General features: G+C 58.1%; 19 protein-coding genes. 5 read left to right on the top strand and 14 right to left on the bottom strand.

Features of this window, described 5'->3' with window-relative positions:
• Positions 1-313 precede the first annotated feature (313 nt).
• Together LC093_RS12445 and LC093_RS12440 are read left to right on the top strand one after the other, a co-directional pair.
• A complete protein-coding gene (locus LC093_RS12445) occupies positions 314-661 on the top strand; it encodes a hypothetical protein (protein WP_226665120.1) in 348 nt (115 codons plus the stop codon).
• Positions 662-1,556: 895 nt separating this feature from the next.
• Entirely contained in the window at positions 1,557-3,236 is a 1,680-nt protein-coding gene (locus tag LC093_RS12440) for an FAD-dependent oxidoreductase (RefSeq protein WP_226665119.1), read from the top strand.
• Between the two features lie 123 nt (positions 3,237-3,359).
• Here the strand turns inward: LC093_RS12440 and LC093_RS12435 are convergent, their stop codons facing one another.
• Positions 3,360-3,554 carry a CPXCG motif-containing cysteine-rich protein gene (locus tag LC093_RS12435; RefSeq protein ID WP_226665118.1) on the bottom strand — a complete coding sequence of 65 codons (195 nt, stop codon included), beginning with the start codon at positions 3,552-3,554 and terminating at the stop codon, positions 3,360-3,362.
• Between the two features lie 58 nt (positions 3,555-3,612).
• Positions 3,613-4,383, bottom strand: a complete 771-nt coding sequence (locus LC093_RS12430; protein WP_226665117.1) for an alpha/beta hydrolase — start codon at positions 4,381-4,383, stop codon at positions 3,613-3,615.
• A 339-nt stretch (positions 4,384-4,722) separates the two neighbouring features.
• Here LC093_RS12430 and LC093_RS12425 point away from each other — a divergent pair, with 339 nt between their 5' ends.
• Both LC093_RS12425 and fba read left to right on the top strand, forming a co-directional pair.
• Positions 4,723-5,886 (top strand): phosphoglycerate kinase, encoded by a 1,164-nt coding sequence (locus LC093_RS12425; protein ID WP_226665116.1) that lies wholly within the window; start codon positions 4,723-4,725, stop codon positions 5,884-5,886.
• Between the two features lie 195 nt (positions 5,887-6,081).
• Positions 6,082-7,146 carry a class II fructose-bisphosphate aldolase gene (gene fba, locus LC093_RS12420; RefSeq protein ID WP_226665115.1) on the top strand — a complete coding sequence of 355 codons (1,065 nt, stop codon included), beginning with the start codon at positions 6,082-6,084 and terminating at the stop codon, positions 7,144-7,146.
• A gap of 67 nt (positions 7,147-7,213) precedes the next feature.
• Here fba and crp read toward each other — a convergent pair whose 3' ends face one another.
• A complete protein-coding gene (crp, locus tag LC093_RS12415; protein ID WP_226665114.1) occupies positions 7,214-7,849 on the bottom strand; it encodes a cAMP-activated global transcriptional regulator CRP in 636 nt (211 codons plus the stop codon).
• A gap of 320 nt (positions 7,850-8,169) precedes the next feature.
• Here crp and LC093_RS12410 point away from each other — a divergent pair, with 320 nt between their 5' ends.
• Positions 8,170-8,577, top strand: a complete 408-nt coding sequence (locus LC093_RS12410) for an OsmC family protein (RefSeq protein ID WP_226665574.1) — start codon at positions 8,170-8,172, stop codon at positions 8,575-8,577.
• 464 nt (positions 8,578-9,041) lie between these two features.
• Here the strand turns inward: LC093_RS12410 and coq7 are convergent, their stop codons facing one another.
• The 11 genes from coq7 to LC093_RS12355 all read right to left on the bottom strand — a co-directional run bounded on the left by coq7 (position 9,042) and on the right by LC093_RS12355 (position 21,764).
• A complete protein-coding gene (gene coq7, locus LC093_RS12405; protein ID WP_226665113.1) occupies positions 9,042-9,686 on the bottom strand; it encodes a 2-polyprenyl-3-methyl-6-methoxy-1,4-benzoquinone monooxygenase in 645 nt (214 codons plus the stop codon).
• A gap of 30 nt (positions 9,687-9,716) precedes the next feature.
• A complete protein-coding gene (gene purD / locus LC093_RS12400; protein WP_226665112.1) occupies positions 9,717-11,012 on the bottom strand; it encodes a phosphoribosylamine--glycine ligase in 1,296 nt (431 codons plus the stop codon).
• Between the two features lie 276 nt (positions 11,013-11,288).
• Positions 11,289-12,863 (bottom strand): bifunctional phosphoribosylaminoimidazolecarboxamide formyltransferase/IMP cyclohydrolase, encoded by a 1,575-nt coding sequence (gene purH, locus LC093_RS12395; protein ID WP_264193058.1) that lies wholly within the window; start codon positions 12,861-12,863, stop codon positions 11,289-11,291.
• 159 nt (positions 12,864-13,022) lie between these two features.
• Positions 13,023-13,328 carry a DNA-binding transcriptional regulator Fis gene (fis, locus tag LC093_RS12390; RefSeq protein WP_413231507.1) on the bottom strand — a complete coding sequence of 102 codons (306 nt, stop codon included), beginning with the start codon at positions 13,326-13,328 and terminating at the stop codon, positions 13,023-13,025.
• A complete protein-coding gene (gene dusB, locus LC093_RS12385; protein ID WP_226665111.1) occupies positions 13,325-14,323 on the bottom strand; it encodes a tRNA dihydrouridine synthase DusB in 999 nt (332 codons plus the stop codon). The genes fis and dusB overlap by 4 nt, the downstream gene beginning before the upstream one ends.
• 187 nt (positions 14,324-14,510) lie before the next feature.
• A complete protein-coding gene (locus tag LC093_RS12380; protein WP_226665110.1) occupies positions 14,511-15,776 on the bottom strand; it encodes a DUF3426 domain-containing protein in 1,266 nt (421 codons plus the stop codon).
• 112 nt (positions 15,777-15,888) lie between these two features.
• Positions 15,889-16,779 carry a 50S ribosomal protein L11 methyltransferase gene (gene prmA / locus LC093_RS12375; protein WP_226665109.1) on the bottom strand — a complete coding sequence of 297 codons (891 nt, stop codon included), beginning with the start codon at positions 16,777-16,779 and terminating at the stop codon, positions 15,889-15,891.
• A 489-nt stretch (positions 16,780-17,268) separates the two neighbouring features.
• Positions 17,269-18,612, bottom strand: coding sequence for an acetyl-CoA carboxylase biotin carboxylase subunit (gene accC / locus LC093_RS12370; RefSeq protein WP_226665108.1), 1,344 nt, complete (start codon positions 18,610-18,612; stop codon positions 17,269-17,271).
• A 16-nt stretch (positions 18,613-18,628) separates the two neighbouring features.
• Positions 18,629-19,111, bottom strand: a complete 483-nt coding sequence (gene accB, locus LC093_RS12365) for an acetyl-CoA carboxylase biotin carboxyl carrier protein (RefSeq protein ID WP_226665107.1) — start codon at positions 19,109-19,111, stop codon at positions 18,629-18,631.
• 77 nt (positions 19,112-19,188) lie between these two features.
• The gene (aroQ, locus tag LC093_RS12360) at positions 19,189-19,623 is read right to left on the bottom strand and encodes a type II 3-dehydroquinate dehydratase (protein ID WP_226665106.1); all 435 of its coding nucleotides are present in this window, start codon (positions 19,621-19,623) and stop codon (positions 19,189-19,191) included.
• A 275-nt stretch (positions 19,624-19,898) separates the two neighbouring features.
• Entirely contained in the window at positions 19,899-21,764 is a 1,866-nt protein-coding gene (locus tag LC093_RS12355; protein ID WP_226665105.1) for a protein-disulfide reductase DsbD family protein, read from the bottom strand.
• Positions 21,765-21,882: the final 118 nt, after the last annotated feature.

Genomic DNA, 21,882 nt, shown 5'->3' with positions numbered 1-21,882 from the left:
ACAGCTATTGTCATTTTCATTGCGCTGGCGGGTTGCCTGCGGGCGCGCATGGTAGCCCAGAAGGTGCGGGCAAAATTGATATAAATCAATTTGGAGTCTGGCTGTCTATTTATTGATCGCCAGATGGAAATTAATTCTAGTTTCGCTGCCTTTGTACAAGATGTGTTTATGGATGAGGGCTCACTGTTTTTTAGCCCGTTTTTAATAAGGAAGATTATTGGGATTGTCGAACGCGCTGAATAGACTTTGAAGCACATCGGAAGAGGAGGAAAACCTCATGCGTTACATGGCTTCATTTTTATTAGTTTTCTGTATGTCTGGTTTTGCCCTGGCAGGTGATACCGTTCAGCAGCTGCCTCCAGGTGCCGAAACGGTTCAGATTATGGGTAAAACCTACTGGCACAGTGGCGATAATTTCTATCGTTTTAACGAAGATACCGGCATGTTCTATCAGGTTCCGCAGCCTACCGTGCAGGCTCATAAGGACCGGGCAGCGCACATGTATCAGCGCAGTCAGACTGTGCCGGCAACGAGCCTGACGGCCGACCAGATTGATGGTTGCCGTAACGCTGCTGCGGATAAGTCCAATGCGGTACCGAACCGTGGTAGCAGTGTGTACATTCAGGAATACAACAAGTGTGTGAGTGATCTGCAACAGTAAGTCGCAGTAAGTTTATGTCGATAAGGAAAAAAGGCGGGCCGTTTTTCGGCCGCCTTTTTTGTTCGGTCGAGTAAAGGCTTATCCATAATCGCAGATCGCTGCGTTTTCAGTGCTCTGCCTGATGCAGTGAACGAAGGGGCCGAAGGGCCCCTTTTATATTGGTGAGTATTATCTGGTTGACCTGCCTTACTGTGTGCAGATTTTTCCCTTGCAGCGCTTACTGCCGCCACCACCGCCGCAAGGATTGGCGGTGAGGTAGTTGACGGCGTCCTGGGCCTGTACGAGGCCGAAACCGTAGGCATTGTCACGCCCTGAGGAACCGAGATCTCCTTGTGGGTTGCCGAGCGCATTACTTGGTAAGTGGGCAGCTAAAGCACTTTGCGCTTCTAGCGCCAGTACAGAGAGTGGCCGACGTTTATTTCTATCAGCACTTTAATGGGGTGGTAGTTCTTGTTGTTGATGGTCTGGATTCGATTGCTTTTGACGGATGGGCAAATTGATTATTTATGCATGAATTTGGTGACGAGGCGTTGGAGGCGAATCCGCAACCGATCGTTCTGTATTCTGTGCTCTCGCAGTAGATAGGGGCATTGGATTGATTGCGCTTGTCCTGCGTGAGAGGTGCGTTGGGTCGGGAGTGTGTCCTCCGACGGGTAAGTAATGAACCTTGGGCAATGAGTCTTTTTTCTATTCCCTGACGGCAGCATTTTTTGTTTTTTGCTGGTATTGAAAGAAAAAGCGTTTAAAAACAGTTAGATACAAGAATTGGGGGTTAATTTCCACAATCCGGCAAAAAACCGAACAAATATTCCATTTTTCTGTGTGCTATGTAGAATGGCGTTAAAAATAACTTTTGGGACGTTGATCCCAATTTCTCGACTCACAGGAAAAAATCATGAGAAGTCGCAAGTCTCTCTCCCCCATCGCGGGGTTGTTGCGCCGGATGCGTGCTGCGCAGGCGTTGTCTGACAAAACCGGAATTTCCGCAGACGAAAGTCTCGATATCATTACCGAGGGCGCACGCCTGGGGGGCAAAGAGGCTTCTGATGAGCAGCGTCGCCAGTTTCTCAAGCAGTTGGGATTGGGTGCTGCGGCGGTAGGCGTTGGCGCCTCCCTGGGTGGTGTTTCACGCCCTGTGCAGGCAGATCCGGGCGGCGGTAATGGCGACGGATACCCGGGTACCGTGGCAATCATCGGCGGCGGTGTCGCCGGTATCCGCTGTGCGCATCGTCTACAGCAGTACGGCATCGCCAGTACTGTATTTGAAGGCAATACCCGATTGGGTGGCCGGGTGAATACCAACCGCACGATTTTTGGCGGCCCGGTGGAGCGCGGTGGCGAATTGATTTCCACGGAGCACAATGCTGTGCGCAACCTGGCCAATGAGTTGGGGCTGGATGTGGAAGATGTAAACGGCAATGCGGTGCCAGGTGGCAGCGAGCTGTATTACGTAAACGGCCAGCACTACAGCGAGCACCAGCTGAACGAAGAGTGGCGTGACGTATACAAAATCTTCAAGAAGGTGCAGCAGGATGCACCGTGGCTGCCGACTTACGAATGGCACAACGACACCCACAAAGCGCTGGACTACATCGACTCCAACACCTGGATGGATCAGGTTGGTATTGGTGCCAATTCCAATATGGGACAGGTTTTCCAGGCAGACCTCGTCGCGGAATACGGTGTCCAGCCAGAAGACCAGACGGCGCTCAACCTGATTTACCTGCTGGCCTGGAACCCGATCAACAGTGCGCTGCCACTGGCGGGAACCGACGAGCGTTTCCGGATTGCAGGTGGCAATGATCAGCTGTGGAGCAAAATGGTCGAGCAGCTGCCGGAAGGTACCATCGAAACCGGACGCAAGCTGGTCGCGATCAATGGTGATATCGCCGGTCCTTATACCCTGACATTCGAAGATGGCTATGTACACACCTGCGACAAGCTGGTGCTGGCGCTGCCGTTCTCCCTGCTGCGCGACGTGGATATCGAGCCGGCGTTGTACGAAAGCTTCCGTCCGGAAAAGCGCATGGCGATCGAGCAGATGGCGTTCGGTTCCAACGGCAAAATGGCTATTCACGCCAATACCCGTCCGTGGACCCAGACGCAGTACGTCAATGGCCAGGCGGTTACCGGTAACGGTGTCACCTATGTGGGTCGCCCGGAGCTGTTCGACACCTGGGATTCCACGTCAGTCAACGGCGCAACCGACGGTATTCTGGTGAACTTCTTCGGTGGTACTTACGGTGCGAACCTGGGTGGTAATACGCCATTCGCGGCGCCCAAGACCAGCGATATCAATCACTTCCTGGGACTTGTGGATAACGTCTTCCCGGGTACTTCGGATGCTTTCTCCGGCACTGCAATGCAGTCCAAGTGGTCCGCCAACCCCTGGTCCAAGGGCTCTTATTCTACCCCGACCTTTGGCAGCTACACCTCCTGGTGGGGCGCGCAGCCGCTGGTGGAAGGCAATATCCACTTCTGTGGTGAGCACACCGAGTTGGAGTACTTCGGCTACATCGATGCGGCAGTCTCAACCGGTGAGCGCGCGGCGCGGGAAATTCACCAGTCGGTATAAACTTTTCCATCTCACAGGATGCCAAAAAGGCCGCGGGTTTTTTCCCGCGGCCTTTTTGGTTTCAGGGGATCTGATCGTGGGCCGGCGGTGGGGTAGGGTGCGAGCGATCACCTCAGGATCAATTTAAACTTCGCTCTCATGTTTCAACTGCACCTGCCAATCGCCTTCCATGTCCACACTGACCAGCACCTGAATGGGTCGGCAGCATACGGCGCAGTCTTCAATGTAATGCTGGGTGCCGGCGGAGGTGTCGATCAGCAGCAGGATTGTTTCGCCGCAGTAGGGGCACTGATCGCTGAATTCTTCCACCTTGTCCATAGGGATCCTCCGAACGTCACGAGCTTAACGCCATGCATTTAAAGTCGCGTACTTAAAGTCACGTACCTAAAAAAGGTGCGGCCCAGGCCACCAGGGTATCGGCTACATAGATAGCATCTTTACGCGCACTCAGCATGTGGTCGGCTTTGTCGAGGCAGATAAAGCTTTTTGGATATTGCGCGCGCTCGAACAGAGCAGAGGCTTCGCGAATGGACACCACCTGATCTTGTGGTGAATGGTAGATCAGTAGCGGGCGTCCCAGGTTCTGGATCATGTCTTTCTGTGGCTGTGACACGTCTGCAACAAAATGCTGCTCGATGATAAACGGGCGACCGGAGAGCTGAACTTCCGCGTGGCCGTCGGTTTTTATGGCTTCAAGTGCTCTGGGAAACTGCTTGAGTACATGGCTCGGGTCTGCCGGTGCGGCGATGGTAGCAATGGCCCGCGCTTCCGGGAGGTCCGCGGCCGCTGCGAGTACCGCGGCCCCGCCGAGGCTGTGGCCGATCAGCAGGGTGGCGGGCTGATACTCGTCGCGCAGGAAGCGCGCTGCACACTTGAGGTCTTCCACATTGCTGGAAAAGTTCGTGGCGCTGAATGTTCCCTCACTGTCTCCGAGGCCGGTGAAGTCAAAGCGCAATACCGAAATCCCAAGCTCCCCCAGGCGCCTGCAGATCCGCGAGGCGACAAGTACGTCTTTGCCGCAGGTAAAGCAGGAGGCAAAGATCGCAAAGCCGTGTGGCGTTTGCGCCGGAGTCTCCAGAATACCGGCGAGCAACTGCCCGTGGCGATTGGGGAAGGTTACTTTGCGGCGAGAGTTGCGCTTGTTCATGGGCTCGGATCTGCGTCCTCGGGAAAACTGGGCCGGGCAATCTTAGGCAGCTGACAACCTGGGTTCAATGCCGCGCCGCTCAGCTGTCCTGTGGAAAAGTGGCTGTTTTGTAAAAATGACAGCGTTATCAATAAGTTATCAGGCTCCTGCGGTAATCCAATTACAAGGCGGATTGATATACTCGCGGCCTGACCAGTTTCCCCCGGTACGCCTGTGCCGGCTCCGAACTGCGTGTTGTGGGCAGTGGTAATCGCAACAGCTTATAATCCGCGCCCGCTCCCCGGCGCATGATGCATCGGGGTTAGTGAGTAATCAGCAACTAGCAAACGAGGATTGGCTATGGCGGTTAAATTGATGAAGGATCTGGATCTGGCGGGTAAGCGCGTTTTGATCCGCGAGGACCTGAATGTTCCGGTAAAGGATGGAGTGGTCACTTCTGATGCGCGTATTCGCGCGGCACTCCCCACCATCAAGGCCGCTGTGGAGGCTGGCGCCAAAGTGCTGCTGATGTCCCACCTCGGGCGCCCGACGGAAGGCGAATACGCCGATGAATTTTCCCTCGCCCCGGTTGCTGCGCACCTCGGCAAATTGCTGGGCAAAGACGTACCGGTAATCAAAGACTGGCAGGGCGGCGTGGATCTTGCAGATGGTGAAGTGGCGCTGCTGGAAAACGTGCGCTTTAACGTCGGTGAGAAAAAGGACGACGAAGCCCTGTCCAAGCAGTACGCAGCACTGTGTGATGTATTTGTAATGGACGCCTTCGGTACTGCGCACCGCGCCCAGGCTTCCACCCACGGTGTGGCCAGGTTCGCACCGGTCGCCTGTGCCGGCCCGCTGTTGGCGGCAGAGCTGGATGCGCTGGAGAAAGCCCTGGCAAACCCGGCGCGCCCGATGGTGGCCATCGTTGGTGGCTCCAAGGTTTCCACCAAGCTGACCGTACTGGAGACCTTGTCTGACAAGGTGGACCAGCTGATCGTAGGTGGTGGTATTGCGAATACCTTCCTGGCGGCCAGCGGCAAGCCGGTTGGCAAGTCCCTGTGTGAGCACGACCTGCTCGACACCGCCAAGAGCCTGATGGAGAAGTGCGATATCCCGCTGCCGAGCGATGTGGTTACCGGCAAGGAATTCAGCGAATCCGCAGCGGCGGAAACCAAACCTGCCGACGCGGTAACCGAAGATGACATGATTTTCGACATCGGCCCGGATTCTTCCGCAGCCCTGGCGGCAATCCTCAAGAATGCCAAGACCATTATCTGGAATGGCCCGGTGGGCGTGTTTGAGTTCGACCAGTTTGGTGGTGGTACCGAGCGCCTGTCGAAAGCTATTGCTGACAGTGACGCCTTCTCCATTGCCGGTGGCGGCGACACCCTGGCAGCGGTCGACAAGTACGGCATTGCCGAGCAGGTTTCCTATATTTCTACTGGGGGTGGTGCCTTCCTCGAGTACGTGGAAGGCAAGGTGCTGCCGGCGGTCGCCATGCTGGAATCCCGCGCCAACGACTGAGCAGCGGCCCCAGCGAGGACTTTTTAACGGGACCGGTTAACGGTTCCCGGTGGCCCGGATAAACCCGGGCTGCCCAATTTTCTGATGTTGATGTTTTCACTATTAAAACGAGATGTGACCGGCGCCCCGCGCACGGAATCGCACACCAGCAGTAACCAATTATTCAGCTAAATTTCGACGAGAAAGGGTTTTTTCATGGCTTTAATCAGCTTGCGTCAACTGTTGGACCACGCTGCCGAACACGGCTACGGCGTGCCCGCGTTTAACGTTAATAACCTGGAGCAGATGCGCGCGATCATGGAAGCGGCGCAGGAAACGGACTCTCCGGTAATCGTGCAGGCTTCCGCCGGCGCACGTAAATATGCAGGCGCTCCGTTCCTGCGTCACCTGATCCTCGCGGCCATCGAAGAATTCCCGCATATCCCGGTTGTTATGCACCAGGATCACGGTACCAGCCCGGCGGTGTGCCAGCGCTCCATCCAGCTGGGCTTCAGCTCCGTGATGATGGATGGCTCGCTGATGGACGATGGCAAGACCCCGGCGTCTTACGAGTACAACGTGGATGTAACCAAGCGTGCGGTGGAAATGGCACACGCGTGTGGTGTTTCCGTGGAGGGTGAGCTGGGCTGTCTCGGTTCTCTGGAAACCGGTATGGCCGGCGAGGAAGATGGCGTTGGTGCGGAGGGCAAGCTGTCCCACGACCAGCTGCTGACCGACCCGGAAGAGGCCGCAGACTTCGTCAAGAAAACCCAGGTCGACGCTCTGGCAATTGCCTGTGGCACCAGCCACGGCGCCTACAAGTTCACCCGCCCGCCCACAGGGGATATCCTGGCGATTGATCGCATCAAGGAAATCCACGCACGTATCCCGGACACCCACCTGGTTATGCACGGTTCCTCTTCTGTACCGCAGGAGTGGCTGAAAGTGATCAACGAATTCGGTGGTGAGATCCCGGAAACCTATGGCGTGCCGGTTGAGCAGATCTGCGAGGGCATCAAGTACGGCGTGCGCAAGGTGAATATCGACACCGACCTGCGCCTGGCATCTACTGGTGCGGTGCGTCGTTTCCTGGCCCAGAACCCGTCTGAGTTCGACCCGCGCAAATTCCTCAAGGCCACCACCCAGGCGATGAAGGAAATCTGTATGGCCCGTTATGAGGCCTTCGGCACTACTGGCCAGGCGAGCAAAATCCGCCCGGTTAGCCTGGACGATATGTCCGTTCGCTACGAGAAGGGCGAGCTGGTTCCGAAGATCAACTGATCCGGGGCTGAAACAAAAAAGGCGAACCAGATGGTTCGCCTTTTTTGTTTGTGAGAAGCGGGCTGTATCAGCGTGTGCCGAATACCACCATGGTCTTGCCTTTTACGGAGACCAGACCTTGTTCCTCCAGGGTTTTCAGTACCCGGCCAACCATTTCCCGCGAGCAGCCGACGATACGGCCGATTTCCTGACGGGTGATCTTGATCTGCATGCCTTCCGGGTGGGTCATCGCATCCGGTTCGTTACACAGGTCCAGCAGGGTGCGGGCAACGCGACCGGTCACGTCGAGGAACGCGAGATCGCCCACTTTGCGGGTGGTGTTGCGCAGGCGGCCAGCCATCTGGGTCGCGAGGGCAAACAGGAATTCAGGATGCTGACGGCTCAGTTCCTGGAATTTGGTGTAGGAAATCTCTGCGACTTCGCATTCCGTTTTTGTGCGAACCCATGCGCTGCGGGTGTCCTGGTCGAACAGGCCCATTTCCCCGAAGAAGTCACCGTCGTTCAGGTAGGCAACGATCATTTCACGGCCTTCATCGTCCTCGATGAGTACGGTCACGGAGCCGCGCATGATGAAGTAAAGAGACTCGCAACGATCACCGGCGTAGATGATGGTGCTTTTGGCCGGGTAGCGGCGGCGGTGGCAGTGCGCCAGGAAGTCTTCGATGTTGCCTGTAGACAGGGGTTCTTCGATAGCAACCGTCACGGATCTACTCCTCTTCTAGAATTTTTTGGGCCTGATCCCGGAAAGCGGTGGATTATCCCGCTTATTGTGTAGGGCTGACAGGGGCAGTGACCGGTAATACTCCGCAATGTGATCTGTACCACTATTTATGGAGGGTCGAACCTAGATGTCGTTTATAGCGGTTGTCGGGTATTGTTACAACTGTCGTGAGTAATGACTTACTTTTTTGTGAAGTGTGAGAATCGCAAGCCGCATGTTTACTGTTCTGCAGTTGGCGATTTTGTTGTGATAAGCTCCCGGCCCTCATCAATTTCGAAGGAGTATGTTCCATGGCTGGCGTTATGCAGGCTCAAGTTACCTGGGTGAAGGATGTCATGTTTGTCGGCGAGGCAGGCAGTGGCAACTCTGTAGTGATGGAAGGTGGCGAGACGAACAATGGCATCCGGCCGATGGAGATGATCCTGCTGGGCGTTGGTGGTTGTGCGTCCGTGGACGTCGTCGGTATTTTGCAAAAAGCCCGTCAGGACGTGCGGAGCTGCCACGTGGAGCTCAAGGCCCACCGCCCCGACGCAGTTCCGGCACCGTTCGAGAAGATCGAAATGGAATTTGTGGTGCGTGGAAGCGGGATCAAAGAGTCCCAGGTTGCACGCGCAGTTGAGTTGTCAGCAGAGAAGTACTGTTCCGCTTCCATTATGCTCGGTAAGGGCGAGGTGGAGATCGTGCACACTTATCGGATTGAAGAAGTCTGATTTGGCTCTGGTGCTTAATGGAGCTTCGTAGCTCTCTTGCTCGGAGCTCTGTTTATGATTCGTGGCGGTCTGGCCAGCGGTGGCGGCTCGAGAGACACGCCGTGTACCCATCCCTGGGGGCTCTTCTAAAACATCCCTGTTTTAGAAGGTCTCTCGAGCCGCCCCCGCTGTCCAGACCTTCAGTAACTCTCTATTACTACGTAAGAAGCGACGATCGCTCTAACGAAGCGCTGTAATTCGACGCGAAGCTGGAGTGCTGGGTATTGGTTTTCGAAAGCGTCGGCGACAGGGAAGTCGCCGACGCAGCGTACAGGGATGTATCTACAGCGGTTTCGAAAACCAATACCCAGTGCTACGGCGCCACAAGAATGCATTCAAAGCGAATGCCACCGGGCTAGCAGAAAAGAAAAACCCCAAGCCTCGCGAAAGACTTGGGGTTTTAGCGAACCTAACAAAGGGTAGACTCAGACCCGGTAACTCACCGAAGTCATCGCCTTGGAAACCAGCGTCATCAGGCCTTTTACCGGGCCGGGGAAGCGTGCTCCACCGGCGTCCAGTGCGGCATGCTGGTGTTTGGCTTCATCCACCAGCATCTGCTCCACCACTGCACGACTCTTTTCGTCCTGCGCCGGCAGTTCCTGCAGGTGGCCCTCCAGGTGCTTGCACACCTGCTCTTCGGTAGCAGCCACAAAGCCGAGACTGATCTTGTCACTGATCTTGCCGGCGGCAGCGCCAATACCAAAAGACAGACCGTACCAGACCGGGTTCAGCAGGCTGGGGCGGCTATCGAGGTCCTGCAGGCGCTGTTCGCACCACGCCAGATGATCGATTTCCTCATCCGCCGCATGCTCCATCTCAGCACGCACCTCCGGCAGCTTCGCCGTCAGCGCCTGGCCCTGGTACAGCGCCTGTGCGCAGACCTCACCGCTGTGGTTCACCCGCATCAGGCCCGCCGCATGGCGACGTTCCGCGTCGGACAGTTCGGCTTCCGTCGCAGACTTGGCCGGTGAAGGCCGCTCGTGGCACGGTGAACCCGGGCTCAGGGTGCGCAGGGCACGGTCCGCCTGCAGCAGCAGGCGGTCCAGTCCGGAAAGTTGACGTTGGCTCATGTCAGCCCCTCCTTTGGTTGCTATCGCAAATTACGCGTTTTCGGCCTGTTCGCGCTCAACTGCACGGTAGCCGATATCTTTGCGGTAGAAGCAACCTTCCCAGTAGATCTGGCGTGCACACTCGTAGGCGTTGGCCTGCGCTTCGGCTACGGTGTCGCCCAGTGCGGTGGCGCAGAGTACGCGGCCGCCACTGGTGACGACGCGCTCGCCGTCCAGGGCGGTACCGGCCTGGAATACCTTGGCGTCTTCGCTATCGGCCTTGTCCAGACCAGAGATGGCGTCGCCCTTGCGGTAGCTGCCAGGGTAGCCATGGGCGGCCAGGACGACACCGAGGGCCGGGCGACTGTCCCACTCTACGGTTACCTGATCGAGGCGCTTTTCGACGGCAGCCATGCACAGCTCAACCAGGTCGGACTTGAGGCGCATCATGATCGGCTGGGTTTCCGGGTCGCCAAAGCGGCAGTTGTATTCGATGACCTTGGGCGTGCCCTCTTCATTGATCATCAGGCCGGCGTACAGGAAGCCGGTGTAGGGCATGCCTTCGGATGCGAGGCCTTCGACGGTGGGCTCGATGACCTCCTTCATGATGCGCTCGTACACATCCGGGGTTACCACCGGGGCCGGGGAGTAGGCGCCCATGCCGCCGGTGTTGGGGCCGGTGTCGCCGTCGCCAACGCGCTTGTGGTCCTGGCTGGTGGCCATCGGCAGGATGTGTTCGCCATCCACCATGACGATGAAGCTGGCTTCTTCGCCGGTGAGGAATTCTTCGATCACCACGCGGCAACCGGCGTCGCCGAAGGCGTTGCCGCTCAGCATGTCACGAACCGCCAGTTCGGCCTGTTCCACGCTTTCGGCAACGATTACGCCTTTACCGGCGGCGAGGCCATCGGCTTTGACGACGATGGGAGCGCCCTGTGCGCGGATGTATTCAATGGCCGGTTCAACTTCGGTGAAGTTCTGATAGGCGGCGGTTGGGATTTTGTGACGCTCCAGGAAATCTTTGGTGAAGGCTTTGGAACCTTCCAGCTGCGCAGCGGCTTTTTCCGGGCCGAAGATGTTGTGGCCGCGGGCGTTGAAGAAGTCGACGATACCGTCAACCAGCGGCGCTTCCGGGCCGACGATGGTGAGGTCGATGCCTTTTTCTTCGACGAGGTCGGACAGGGCGGAGAAGTTGTCGACGCCGATGTTGACGTTCTGGAGTTTGGGTTCGCGGGCGGTGCCGGCGTTGCCCGGTGCGACGAAGACGGTGTCTACGGCGGGGTTCTGTGCGGCCTTCCAGGCCAGTGCGTGTTCGCGGCCACCAGAGCCGATTACCAGGATATTCATTCTTGAGTTTCCCCGTGCCTGTTATTTAGGTGGGCTAGTTTAGCATTTGGAAGTGCGAATCTGGCGACGAACCTAAGTGGGGCAAGGGTGCGCCCAGCAGATCCGTGGCGTCGCCATGACTGGTGGCCTTGCGCGAGGCACGCCGTGAACCCTTCCATGGGGGCTCGGATGCGGCCGTCCTGGCCGCATACGGTCTCGCGCAAGGCCACCAGCCACGGCGCCTTCGCTTCTGACTCTGCAGATTCATTGCTGCAGAGTCATGACAATACGAGAGGCTTAGTGACGGAAGTGGCGCATACCGGTAAACACCATCGCCATTCCGTGCTCGTCGGCCGCAGCGATGACTTCGTCGTCGCGCATGGAGCCGCCGGGCTGGATTACGGCGCTGATGCCCACCTTGGCGGCGTTGTCGATGCCGTCGCGGAAGGGGAAGAAGGCGTCAGATGCCATGACCGCACCTTTGACTTCCAGGCCGGCGTGCTCGGCCTTGATGGCGGCGATACGCGCGGAGTTCACGCGGCTCATCTGGCCGGCGCCAACACCGATGGTACGACCGTCTTTGGCGTAGATGATGGCGTTGGACTTGACCATCTTGGCGACTTTCCACGCAAACAGCAGTTCATCCAGCTGTTCGTCGGAAGGCTGTACCTTGGTGACCACTTTCAGGTCATCCTTGGCAACCATGCCGTTGTCTTTTTCCTGGATCAGCAGGCCGCCATTAACGCGCTTGTAGTCGAAGGCTGCGGGGCGCTCGCTGCTCCACTCGCCACACTCAAGCAGGCGCACGTTTTTCTTCGCAGACACGGCCTTGGCGGCTTCTTCGGAAACCTTGGGTGCGATGATGACTTCGGAGAACTGCTTGTCGACGATCAGCTGGGCGGTTTCGGCGTCCAGTTCGCGGTTGAAGGCGATGATGCCGCCGAACGCGGATTCCGGGTCGGTGGCGAAGGCCAGTTCGTAGGCGGTCTTGATGTCCGCAGCTACGGCCACGCCACAAGGATTGGCGTGCTTGACGATGACGCAGGCCGGCTCGTCGAACAGTTTGACGGTTTCCAGTGCGGCGTCAGTGTCGGCCACGTTGTTGAAGGACAGTTCTTTGCCCTGCAGCTGGGTGGCGGTGGAGACGGAAGCTTCTTCGGCATCTGCTTCTACGTAGAAGGCCGCTTTCTGGTGCGGGTTCTCGCCGTAGCGCATGTCCTGGGCTTTTTCGTACTGGACGTTGTAGGTGTTGGGGAATTCGCGCGCTTCGTTGTTGGTGTTACGGGCACCGAAGTGGTTGGCGATCATGCCGTCATATTGTGCGGTGTGTTCGAACGCCTGCACCATCAGGTCGTAGCGGGTTTCGTAGCCCAGTGCGCCGTCGTTGGCTTTCATCTCTTCGATGACGGTGTCGTAGCTGTGCGCGTTAACCAGGATGGCTACGTCTTTGTGGTTCTTGGCGGCAGAGCGAACCATGGTGGGGCCGCCGATGTCGATGTTCTCGATGGCGGTGGGCAGGTCGCAGTTGGGGTTGGCCACGGTGGCCTTGAAGGGGTACAGGTTGACCACAACCATGTCGATGGGCTTGATGCCGTGCTCGGACATGACTGCATCATCCTGGCCGCGACGGCCGAGGATGCCGCCGTGCACTTTCGGGTGCAGGGTCTTTACGCGGCCGTCCATCATTTCCGGGAAACCGGTGTAGTCTGAGACTTCGACTACCGGGATGCCGGCTTCGCCGAGCTGGCGGTAGGTGCCGCCGGTGGAGAGGATTTCCACGCCCATGGCGGAGAGTTCACGGGCAAAGTCCACAATGCCGCTTTTGTCAGAAACGCTGATCAGCGCGCGGCGAATGGCCACCTTGTCAGTCATATCGCATCGTCCATCTAAATGTACAAAGAGCAGGTTGAAAATAACCGGAAGTAACAAATAGCGAGGGGGGATAGGCTGAGCCCATCCCCCCTCGTCGAATTTTTGCCGCCCTTTTCGCGCCGGCTATACTGCCGGCTCTGGCCCAGGCGGCTGGCCGCTTTACAGCAGACCGTAGCGCTTGAGCTTCTTACGCAGAGTGCCGCGGTTGAGACCCAGTAACTGTGCCGCGCGAGTCTGGTTGTGGCGGGTGTGTTTCATTACCACTTCCAGCATAGGCGCTTCAATTTCAGACAGCACCATGTCATAGACATCGGTAACCATCTGGCCGTCCAGGTGACGGAAGTAGTTTTCCATCGCGTGTTCAACCGCGTCACGCAGTGACTGCTGTTGCGGTTGTTGTAGTTGAGTCTGGCCCCCAGTGGATACCATATCACTGGCATCCGGAATCAGTGCTTCGTTATTCATGCCGCTTTTGCCCCTCTATTTATTCGGCGTTCAAACCACTCGCGAACGCTGGCATGTTGTGCTTCTGCGCATTCCAATTGGTTAAAGGTCTTGCGAAAGGACTCACTGTCAGCGAGTGTCTTCAAGTACCAACCCACGTGCTTGCGGGCGATACGTACCCCCATAACCTCACCGTAGAAACGGTGTAATTCACTCAAGTGAGTGAGCAATATGTCCCTGACTTCTTCCAGTGAGGGTTCAGGTAATCGCTCTCCTGTTGCAAGGAAGTGGGCGATTTCCCGAAAAATCCATGGACGTCCCTGAGCTGCACGGCCAATCATGACTGCAGCAGCGCCGGTGTAGTCCAACACCTTGCGGGCCTTTTCCGCGCCGGTAATGTCGCCGTTGGCAAAGACGGGAATCTTTACCGCGGACACAATCTCGGCAATGGTATCGAATTCGGCCTGACCATGGTAGCCACAGGCGCGGGTGCGTCCGTGAACTGCCAGGGCAGCAATTCCGAGATCCTCGGCCATTTTGGCTACCGTCACTCCGTTGCGGGAATCCGGGCTCCAGCCAGTACGAATTTTCAGCGTTACTGGAACTGAAACGGATTGCACCACGGCTTCCAGAATGTCGGCGACCAGTTTTTCGTCGCGCAGCAGGGCAGAGCCCGCTGCTTTTTTGCACACCTTTTTCGCCGGACAACCCATATTTATATCGATGATCTGGGCGCCGCGTCGGACATTTTCCCGCGCAGCCTCAGCCATCATCTGTGGGTCGCCGCCGGCGATCTGGACGGAAATGGGACCGGCTTCACCGGCGTGATTCAGGCGCATACGAGATTTGCGGCTGTTCCACAGGCTGGTGTCAGAGGTAACCATTTCAGAGACCACCAGACCGGCCCCGAGGTCGCGGCACAATTGGCGGAAGGGGCGGTCGGTAACGCCGGCCATCGGTGCCAGGATTACTGGTGCGCCGACTTTATAGGGCCCTATGGCGATACTGCCTCGCAAATGTGTTCTCCGCGCCGGTCGGTGTCAAAAGAGCCGCCTATGATAGCGGCTGCTCGGCCGTCGGAAAAGCGAAAAAGCGCGCAAATTGGTCGATGGCTGGCCGTTTAGGGCGAAGTTTGTGCAACAATTTGTAGCATTATGTGTCAGCCGGGACGGTCGCCGCGGCTGGCAAAAAGTGGCTGACCATTCAGCGCGGTGCAATTTCCAGTTCGTAGTTCACCGCTTCCGTGCCGGGGTCGACGATATCGAGTGCAATATGTACCGGGTTGCCACTGGGCATCAGGCGCCGCCCCGCGAGTTCGCCCTTGAGGTAGTCGGCCGGTTTAAATCGGCGACTGGCTACCGGCGCATTCTTCAGGTCGGTGAAACGCAGTACCAGGTCCGGGAAAGGCTGCTCAAATGGCGCCCGGTTCAGCAGAACGGCTTCCACGGCAAGAGCGCCCGCGGTCTGCGGGTGGCTGCGTACTACCAGGTTTGAGGTGTGGATTGCGCTGATATCCACCTGTGCGGGTAGCTTGCATCCGAAAACCGGGCAGGCGACGGCGTACATCTGCCGCCAGGGTTCCCGCTTGCTGAGGGTGTCGAAGCGGAAGTACGCGGTTTGCGCGGCGAGCGCAATCAGCAGCAGAAACGCCGATAGCCCCCACAGCCACCCCGGCACGCGATTGTGGCGTTTGGGTTGCCAGTTCACCTCGATGGGCGCCGAGCCGATAGCGGATATCAGCTGGTCCCGGGGAAGTAGGGGTGCCTGATCCCTCTGCTGGGAGTCAATGTGATCGTCGTCGACCGGAGTTTGCTCCGGTTCTCTGTGGATGCGCGCGGTACCGAGTAAATCAACCGTGTCTTCGGAATCTGCAATCAGGGAGTCGAGGCTATCCCGGCGAACCCCATCGCTCCAGTCGTCCTCGAATATTTCCCCTGGCAGGCTTTCATCGTGCGGGCTGGAAGATTGTTTGGGGGGCGCGCTTTCCAACGGCGCTTCCATGGCCATCTCTTCCGCCCACAGTTCGTCGCGTGCGGCGTCCAGATCCTCGCCCAGCACAAGGTCGTCTTCTTCGTCAGCGGGTGTATCGAGTTCCTGCCACTGCTGTTCACCGAACGCATCGTCAATGAGCGGCTGTTGCTCGGGCTCACGCTTGGCTGGTTTGTCCTGTTGCTTGCTGTTGCGGGATGAGGCTTTGGCTTTGGGCAGGTCGGTGCCGTCATCCTGGGAATCGTCGCCGTCGAGCTCGATGTCGTCATGAATCAGGAAGTCGTCGTCGTCCAGCAGCTCGTCGATTGCTTTCTTGCTCGCGGGCTGTGGATCGTCTTCGTTGAAAACGATGTTTTCGTCGGCGCGGAATACCTGCAGGCAGGAACCACAGCGCACGGCGCCACGGGCGGCGCGCAGTTGTGGCTCACTGACATGAAACGATGTGCTGCAGTGTGGGCAGCGGGTAACCAGTTGCGACATGAAATTCGACGATTAGTGCGTTGGCCGGCAAGTTTATCAGTCTGCAGCCCCGGCGCGTAGTGCCGGGGGCCTTGCGGTCTGACAGCCCCTGACAGTATGGGGCCAGGATGTGTTATCTCACTCTTGTGCCACTGAGTCGAACCCACTCTTCTTTCTCGCCATCCGCATCGAAGTCAATCCACTGGCTGTACGCTGTTTTCACCTTTTCCGCCTGGCTGGCGAGAATGCCTGACAGGCATATACGGCCGCCGACCCTGGTACGTTCGATCAGTTGCGGCGCAAGTTCGACGAGCGGGCCGGCGAGGATGTTGGCGAGCATGACGTCGGCACTGGCTTCGTTGGCCGGTGGTGTTTTCTCCGGCAGGTAGACGGGGAAGCGCTCGGGGTCGATGTTGTTGCGCAGGGCATTTTCGCGACTGGCGATCAGAGCCTGGGGGTCAATATCGGTTCCCAGCGCGGTTTCGGCGCCGAGTAGCAGGGCGGCGATGCCGAGGATGCCGGAGCCGCAACCGTAGTCGATGGCGTTTTTTCCGCTCAGCGGTTCTTTAGCGAGCCACTGCAGACACAGGAAGGTGGTGGGGTGGGTGCCGGTGCCGAAGGCGAGACCGGGATCCAGCAACAGGTTGACGGCGTCGGGCTGGGGCGGTTCGCACCAGCTTGGGCAGATCCAAAGATTGTCGCCGCACTGGATGGGTTTGTAGTGGCTCATCCACTCCCGCTCCCAGTCCTTGTCTTCGAGCTGTTCCCAGCGCGCGTTGGGAAGCAGTTCGCACAGGTAAGAAGCCGCTTTGGCTTCGGTGACATTGGTATCGACTTCGGCATCGAACAGGCCAGTGACGAGTGTTTCGTCCCACAGGGGGGTTTCCCCGAGACCCGGCTCGAGGATGGGCTGGTCGGCGTTATCTTGCAGGGTGACGGAGACGGCACCGGCGAAGAGCAGGGCGTTTTCAATTTTCTCGGCCTGTTCGCGGTTGGTATTCACTCGGAGTTGGAGCCAGGGCATTTAATTTGGTCCCGGTTTTGTGGTTAGTAACTGGAAAGTTTTGTGGCGGCTCCACTGCCGGTATGGGCTTGCGAGACACGAGCTAGGCGCCCCCCTTAACCCATCCATGGGGGCTCTTCTAAAGCGTCCCTGTTTTAGACTAAGCGATTTTAGCGCTTAGGACGCCTTTAGGCGCCCGCAGGGTGAAGGTCATTTATGACCTGAATCAACGTCTCGCAAAGCCTTACCGGTAGCGGAGCCTTCGGTTTGGATCTCAGAGCATTCTACTAGAGAGAGGGCGCATACAGCGTAGAAAAGGTGCGCATGAAGGGAAAGTGTCGGGGATAGGTTTTCAAAAGCGTCGGCGACAAGGACGTCGCCGCCGCAGCGCCCATGGATGGGTTCACAGGGGGGCGCCTAGTCCGGTTTTGAAAACCTATACCCGGTGCTTTCCCGCCGCGGAGGCCAATCGGAGTGAAAGTGCCAGCGGGGCGGGGTACACAGAGGGGCTTATTCCATCCCCAGCTTCTTCTCCAGATAGTGGATATTTACTCCACCCTTGGCGAAAGCCGCATCCCGAACCAGCTCTTCCTGCAGCGGAATGTTGGTCTTGATGCCGGTGATGATCATCTCACTCAGGGCCACGCGCATGCGCGCCAGTGCGGTTTCGCGGTCTTCTGCGTGGGTGATGATCTTGGCGATCATGGAGTCGTAGTTCGGCGGTACCGTGTAACCGGCGTAGAGGTGCGAGTCCACGCGCACGCCGAGGCCACCAGGCGCGTGGAAGGACTCCACTTTGCCGGGGCTGGGGAAGAAGGTCTTCGGATCTTCGGCGTTGATCCGGCATTCAAAGGAGTGCCCGGTGATCTTGATGTCTTCCTGTTTAAAGGAGAGCTTCTCGCCCGCGCACACGCGGATCTGCTCCTTGATCAGGTCGACGCCCGTCACCATTTCGGAAACCGGGTGCTCTACCTGAATACGGGTGTTCATCTCGATGAAGTAGAAGCGCTCGTCTTCGTACAGGAACTCGAAGGTGCCCGCGCCGCGGTAGCCGATATCAATACAGGCCTGCACACAGGAGTCCTGGACTTCCTTGCGCACGGCATCGGGAATGCCGGGCGCCGGTGCTTCTTCGAGAACCTTCTGGTGACGGCGCTGCAGGGAGCAGTCGCGGTCACCGAAGTGCACGGCATTGCCCTGGCCGTCGGACATTACCTGGATCTCCACGTGACGCGGGTTCTGCAGGAATTTCTCCATATACACGGTGCTGTCGCCAAATGCGGCACCGGCTTCGGATTTGGTCACTGAGATGGCATTCAGCAGGGCGCCTTCAGAGTGCACGACGCGCATCCCGCGACCACCGCCACCGGCGGCGGCCTTGATGATGACAGGGAAGCCGATTTTACGTGCGATTTCCATGCAGCGCTCACCGTCGGCGGGGAGCGGGCCATCGGAGCCCGGTACGGTAGGTACGCCGGCCTTCTTCATCGCCGCAATGGCGGAAACCTTGTCGCCCATCAGGCGGATGACATCAGCGTCCGGTCCAATAAAGGTGAAGCCGCTCTTTTGTACCTGCTCGGCGAAATCAGCATTTTCCGCGAGGAAGCCGTAGCCCGGGTGTACCGCCATGGCGTCGGTAATTTCCATAGCCGAAACGATGGCCGGGATATTCAGGTAGCTTTGCGGAGACGGGTTTGGTCCGATGCAGACGGCTTCGTCTGCCAGGCGCACGTGTTTCAGGTCGCGATCCACCTGGGAGTGGACCGCAACAGTAGCAATGCCCATCTCTTTACAGGCGCGCAACACTCGCAGGGCAATTTCCCCGCGGTTGGCAATAAGAATTTTTTCAAACATGCACTGACACCCCAGCTCAGGAAATGGTAACGAGCGGCTGGTCGTACTCTACCGGCTGACCGTCTTCCACCAGGATGGACTCGATGGTGCCGGACTTGTCGGCTTCAATCTGGTTCATCATCTTCATGGCTTCGACGATGCAGATAACGTCGCCAGCCTTAACTTGCTGGCCCACTTTCACGAACGGTTCGGCGCCGGGGCTGGAAGCCGCGTAGAAGGTGCCTACCATTGGGGATTTGACCGGGTGGCCGGTCAGGGCGGGAACAGATTCGCTGGCGGATTCGGCGGGCGCTGCAGCCGGGGCAGCCGGCGCTGGTGCCGGAGCGGCTGGTGCCATCGGAGCCATAGGGGCCATCATGGGCATTTGCGGCATCTGGATGGAGGCGCCGCTGACGCCACGGCTGATGCGCACAGATTCTTCACCTTCTTTGATTTCCAGCTCGCCGATGTCGGATTCTTCGAGCAGTTCGATCAGTTTTTTGATTTTGCGGATGTCCATAACAGTGTCACTCGTAGTCTGTGTGAATATCGGAGCGGGCCCCGTTGCGCGAACAGTGCCCGTAAATGAAAACCTTTTTAAACGCGTTCCAGTGCTGCCTGCAGTGCCAGCCGGTAACTGCCCGCGCCAAAACCGCAGATAACGCCCTGCGCCAGGTCCGATAAGTAGGAGTGGTGGCGGAAGGGCTCGCGGGCATGCGGGTTAGACAGGTGTACTTCTATAAACGGGATCGCCACGCCGGCGAGTGCGTCGCGCAGTGCGACGCTGGTATGGGTAAATGCGGCGGGATTGATAACGATGAAGTCCACTTTGTCGGCAAAGGCCTGATGGATGCGTTCCACCAGTTCTGCTTCGCTGTTGCTCTGCAGGCAATCGAATTGGTGGCCGGCGTCCGTGCACTGGGCGCGGGCGGCTTCGTTAATTTGAGCCAGCGTGGTAGAGCCGTAAATCTGCGGCTCTCGGGTGCCCAACAGGTTGAGGTTGGGGCCGTGTAGCAGAAGCAGTTTAGCCATACTGTGCCTCGGTAATGCGCGCGAAACTGTGACTAAAATCCGGAAAAAGTCATGGATCGTGCATGTAAATGCATCTCTCATGCACATTTTTCACAATTGGGCGCGAGTTTGCCGCAAAAGTGACCCTCTGTCCATGCCCCAAAATGTGAAATCGAGAAGTTGCGCGCAGTTCGCCGAAAATACCTTCCAGATTAGCGCAAAGTTTTACAGTGAGTGGCTTTTTTGCCTAAAGGATTGGCCACAAAGGCCAATCCTGGCCGAAATGCACCAGTTGGTTATTCACTAACCACGGTGGGTTTGCCTGCGGCGTCGCGCAGTGCAGAGAGGAGGCCGTCGCGGGTGAGGATTTGCGGCAGGATAGTGGGTTCGCCGCCACCGGCAGGGTAGAGCAGGTATAAAGGCACACTTGTGCGACCGTAGCGCGCCAGCAGGTCGCTGATTTGGGGATCCTGATTGGTCCAGTCGCCCTTGAGTGCGGTGATCCCCAGTTGCCCGATCGCGTCGCTGACTGCATCGCTCGACAGGACCACTTTTTCATTGGCCAGGCAGGTGATGCACCAGGCAGCCGTCATATTGATCAGGACCGGCTGCCCCTCTGCGCGGGCACTTTCCAGGGTTTCCGGGGAATAGGTCTGCCAATAAGAGCTCGCCATAGTGCTCGCGGACGAACCCGCTGTTTTTTCCAGTTGCGGGATCAGTAGAGCGGCGCCTGCCAGCGCCGCAACGGCCAATGCGCTCCGGCTAAAGCGTCCAACCCCCTGGGTGATATCGGTGGGGCGCGGCCAGAGCCACAGGGCAAACGCGATGGCAACGGCCCCGGCGAGCACCAGAGCCACACCGTCGCTACCGGTCTGGCGGCCCAGTACCCAAAGCAACCACACGGCCGTCAGATACATGGGGAAAGCCAGTAATTGTTTGAGGCGCTCCATCCACGGGCCCGGGCGAGGCAGGCGCTCGGCGAGCTGGGGGGCATAGGTCAGCAACAGGAACGGCGCAGCCATGCCCGCGCCCAGCGCCGCGAATACAGCCAGCGCCACTGGCGCCGGTTGAGTCACGGCAAATCCCAGTGCAGAGCCCATCATCGGAGCGGTACAGGGACTGGCCACTACGCTGGCCAGTGCACCAGTAGAAAAGGAGCCGCTGAGGCCAGAGTTGGTTTGACCACCCATGCCCATCAGGCGGCTGCCGAACTCGGTCAGTCCGGAAAGGCTGAGCCCCATGATGAAAAACAGGTAAACGAGCGTCGCCACCACCGGTGGAGATTGCAGCTGGAAGCCCCAGCCTACCGCCTCTCCAGTGGCGCGCAGTGCCAGCATGACCGCAGCGATCAGGGTAAATGTGGCAATGACGCCGGCTGTGTATGCCCAGCCGTGCAGGTGGTGATTACCCTTGCTGTGGGTAATCGCCAGCGCCTTGATCGAGAGCACCGGGAACACGCAGGGCATCAGGTTCAGAATGAGGCCGCCGCCGAAAGCCAGTAACAGGGCCAGCAGGAACCCGGTATCGCTGCTATCTGCCGCGGCTTGCGACTGCGCATAATTGGCGAGCGGGGTCCGGTTGCCGGTGGCGGCAGAAGGGCCACCCGCCGACAGCGGCGTAGCCGTTTGCTGGTTCAGGTCGATAGCGAAGCGGCGCGTCTGTGGCGGGTAACAGAGTCCGGCGTCAGCGCAGCCCTGGTAGTGGAGTTCAAGCTTCAGTGGCGTGTCCGCTGAGCGCAGGTTGGAGGGGATGCTGACCGGTATTTCCAGCTGCCAGCGATACACTTCCGTCTCTTTCTCGAAGTAGTCATCCCAGATCACTTCGCCCTTTTCGATCTCGAGGGGGAGCTCGGTCTTGCCGTCCTCGCCCAGCAGGTAGAGCGCCAGTTTGTCGCGATAGAGGTAATACTCTGGGGCAATCTGGAACAGGGCGCTGATTTCCCCATTCTGGGCAAACAGGAAATCCTGCTGGTAAGCCTGGTCAACAGGAAGGAACTCATCCTGCTGGGTGGCGCCAAAGCTATTGCTGCCCAAAGGGTTGTTGGCAGCGTGCGCCCACGGCATAAAAGAGATGGCAAGCAGGCTGTAGACAGCCAGCAGGGCAGGAATCAACTGACGCATCAGCCAATTTTTTTCTCGCAAACCGGGGGGCTTCACACTCATGAGCAACAAAATTCTTTATAGTCAGGCGATATTGGACTGAAACGGCACCACGCGGTTCCGCGGGGCGGCGTCCTTTCAAGGGTGTTCATAGCACTGTGCGCAGTGAACGCGCAGTATA

It is taken from the genome of Microbulbifer aggregans, assembly GCF_020524005.1.
Classification (GTDB): Bacteria; Pseudomonadota; Gammaproteobacteria; order Pseudomonadales; family Cellvibrionaceae; genus Microbulbifer; species Microbulbifer aggregans_A.
The sequence above is the reverse complement of the archived record's forward strand: the minus strand, read 5'-3'. Positions and strand labels throughout refer to the sequence as shown.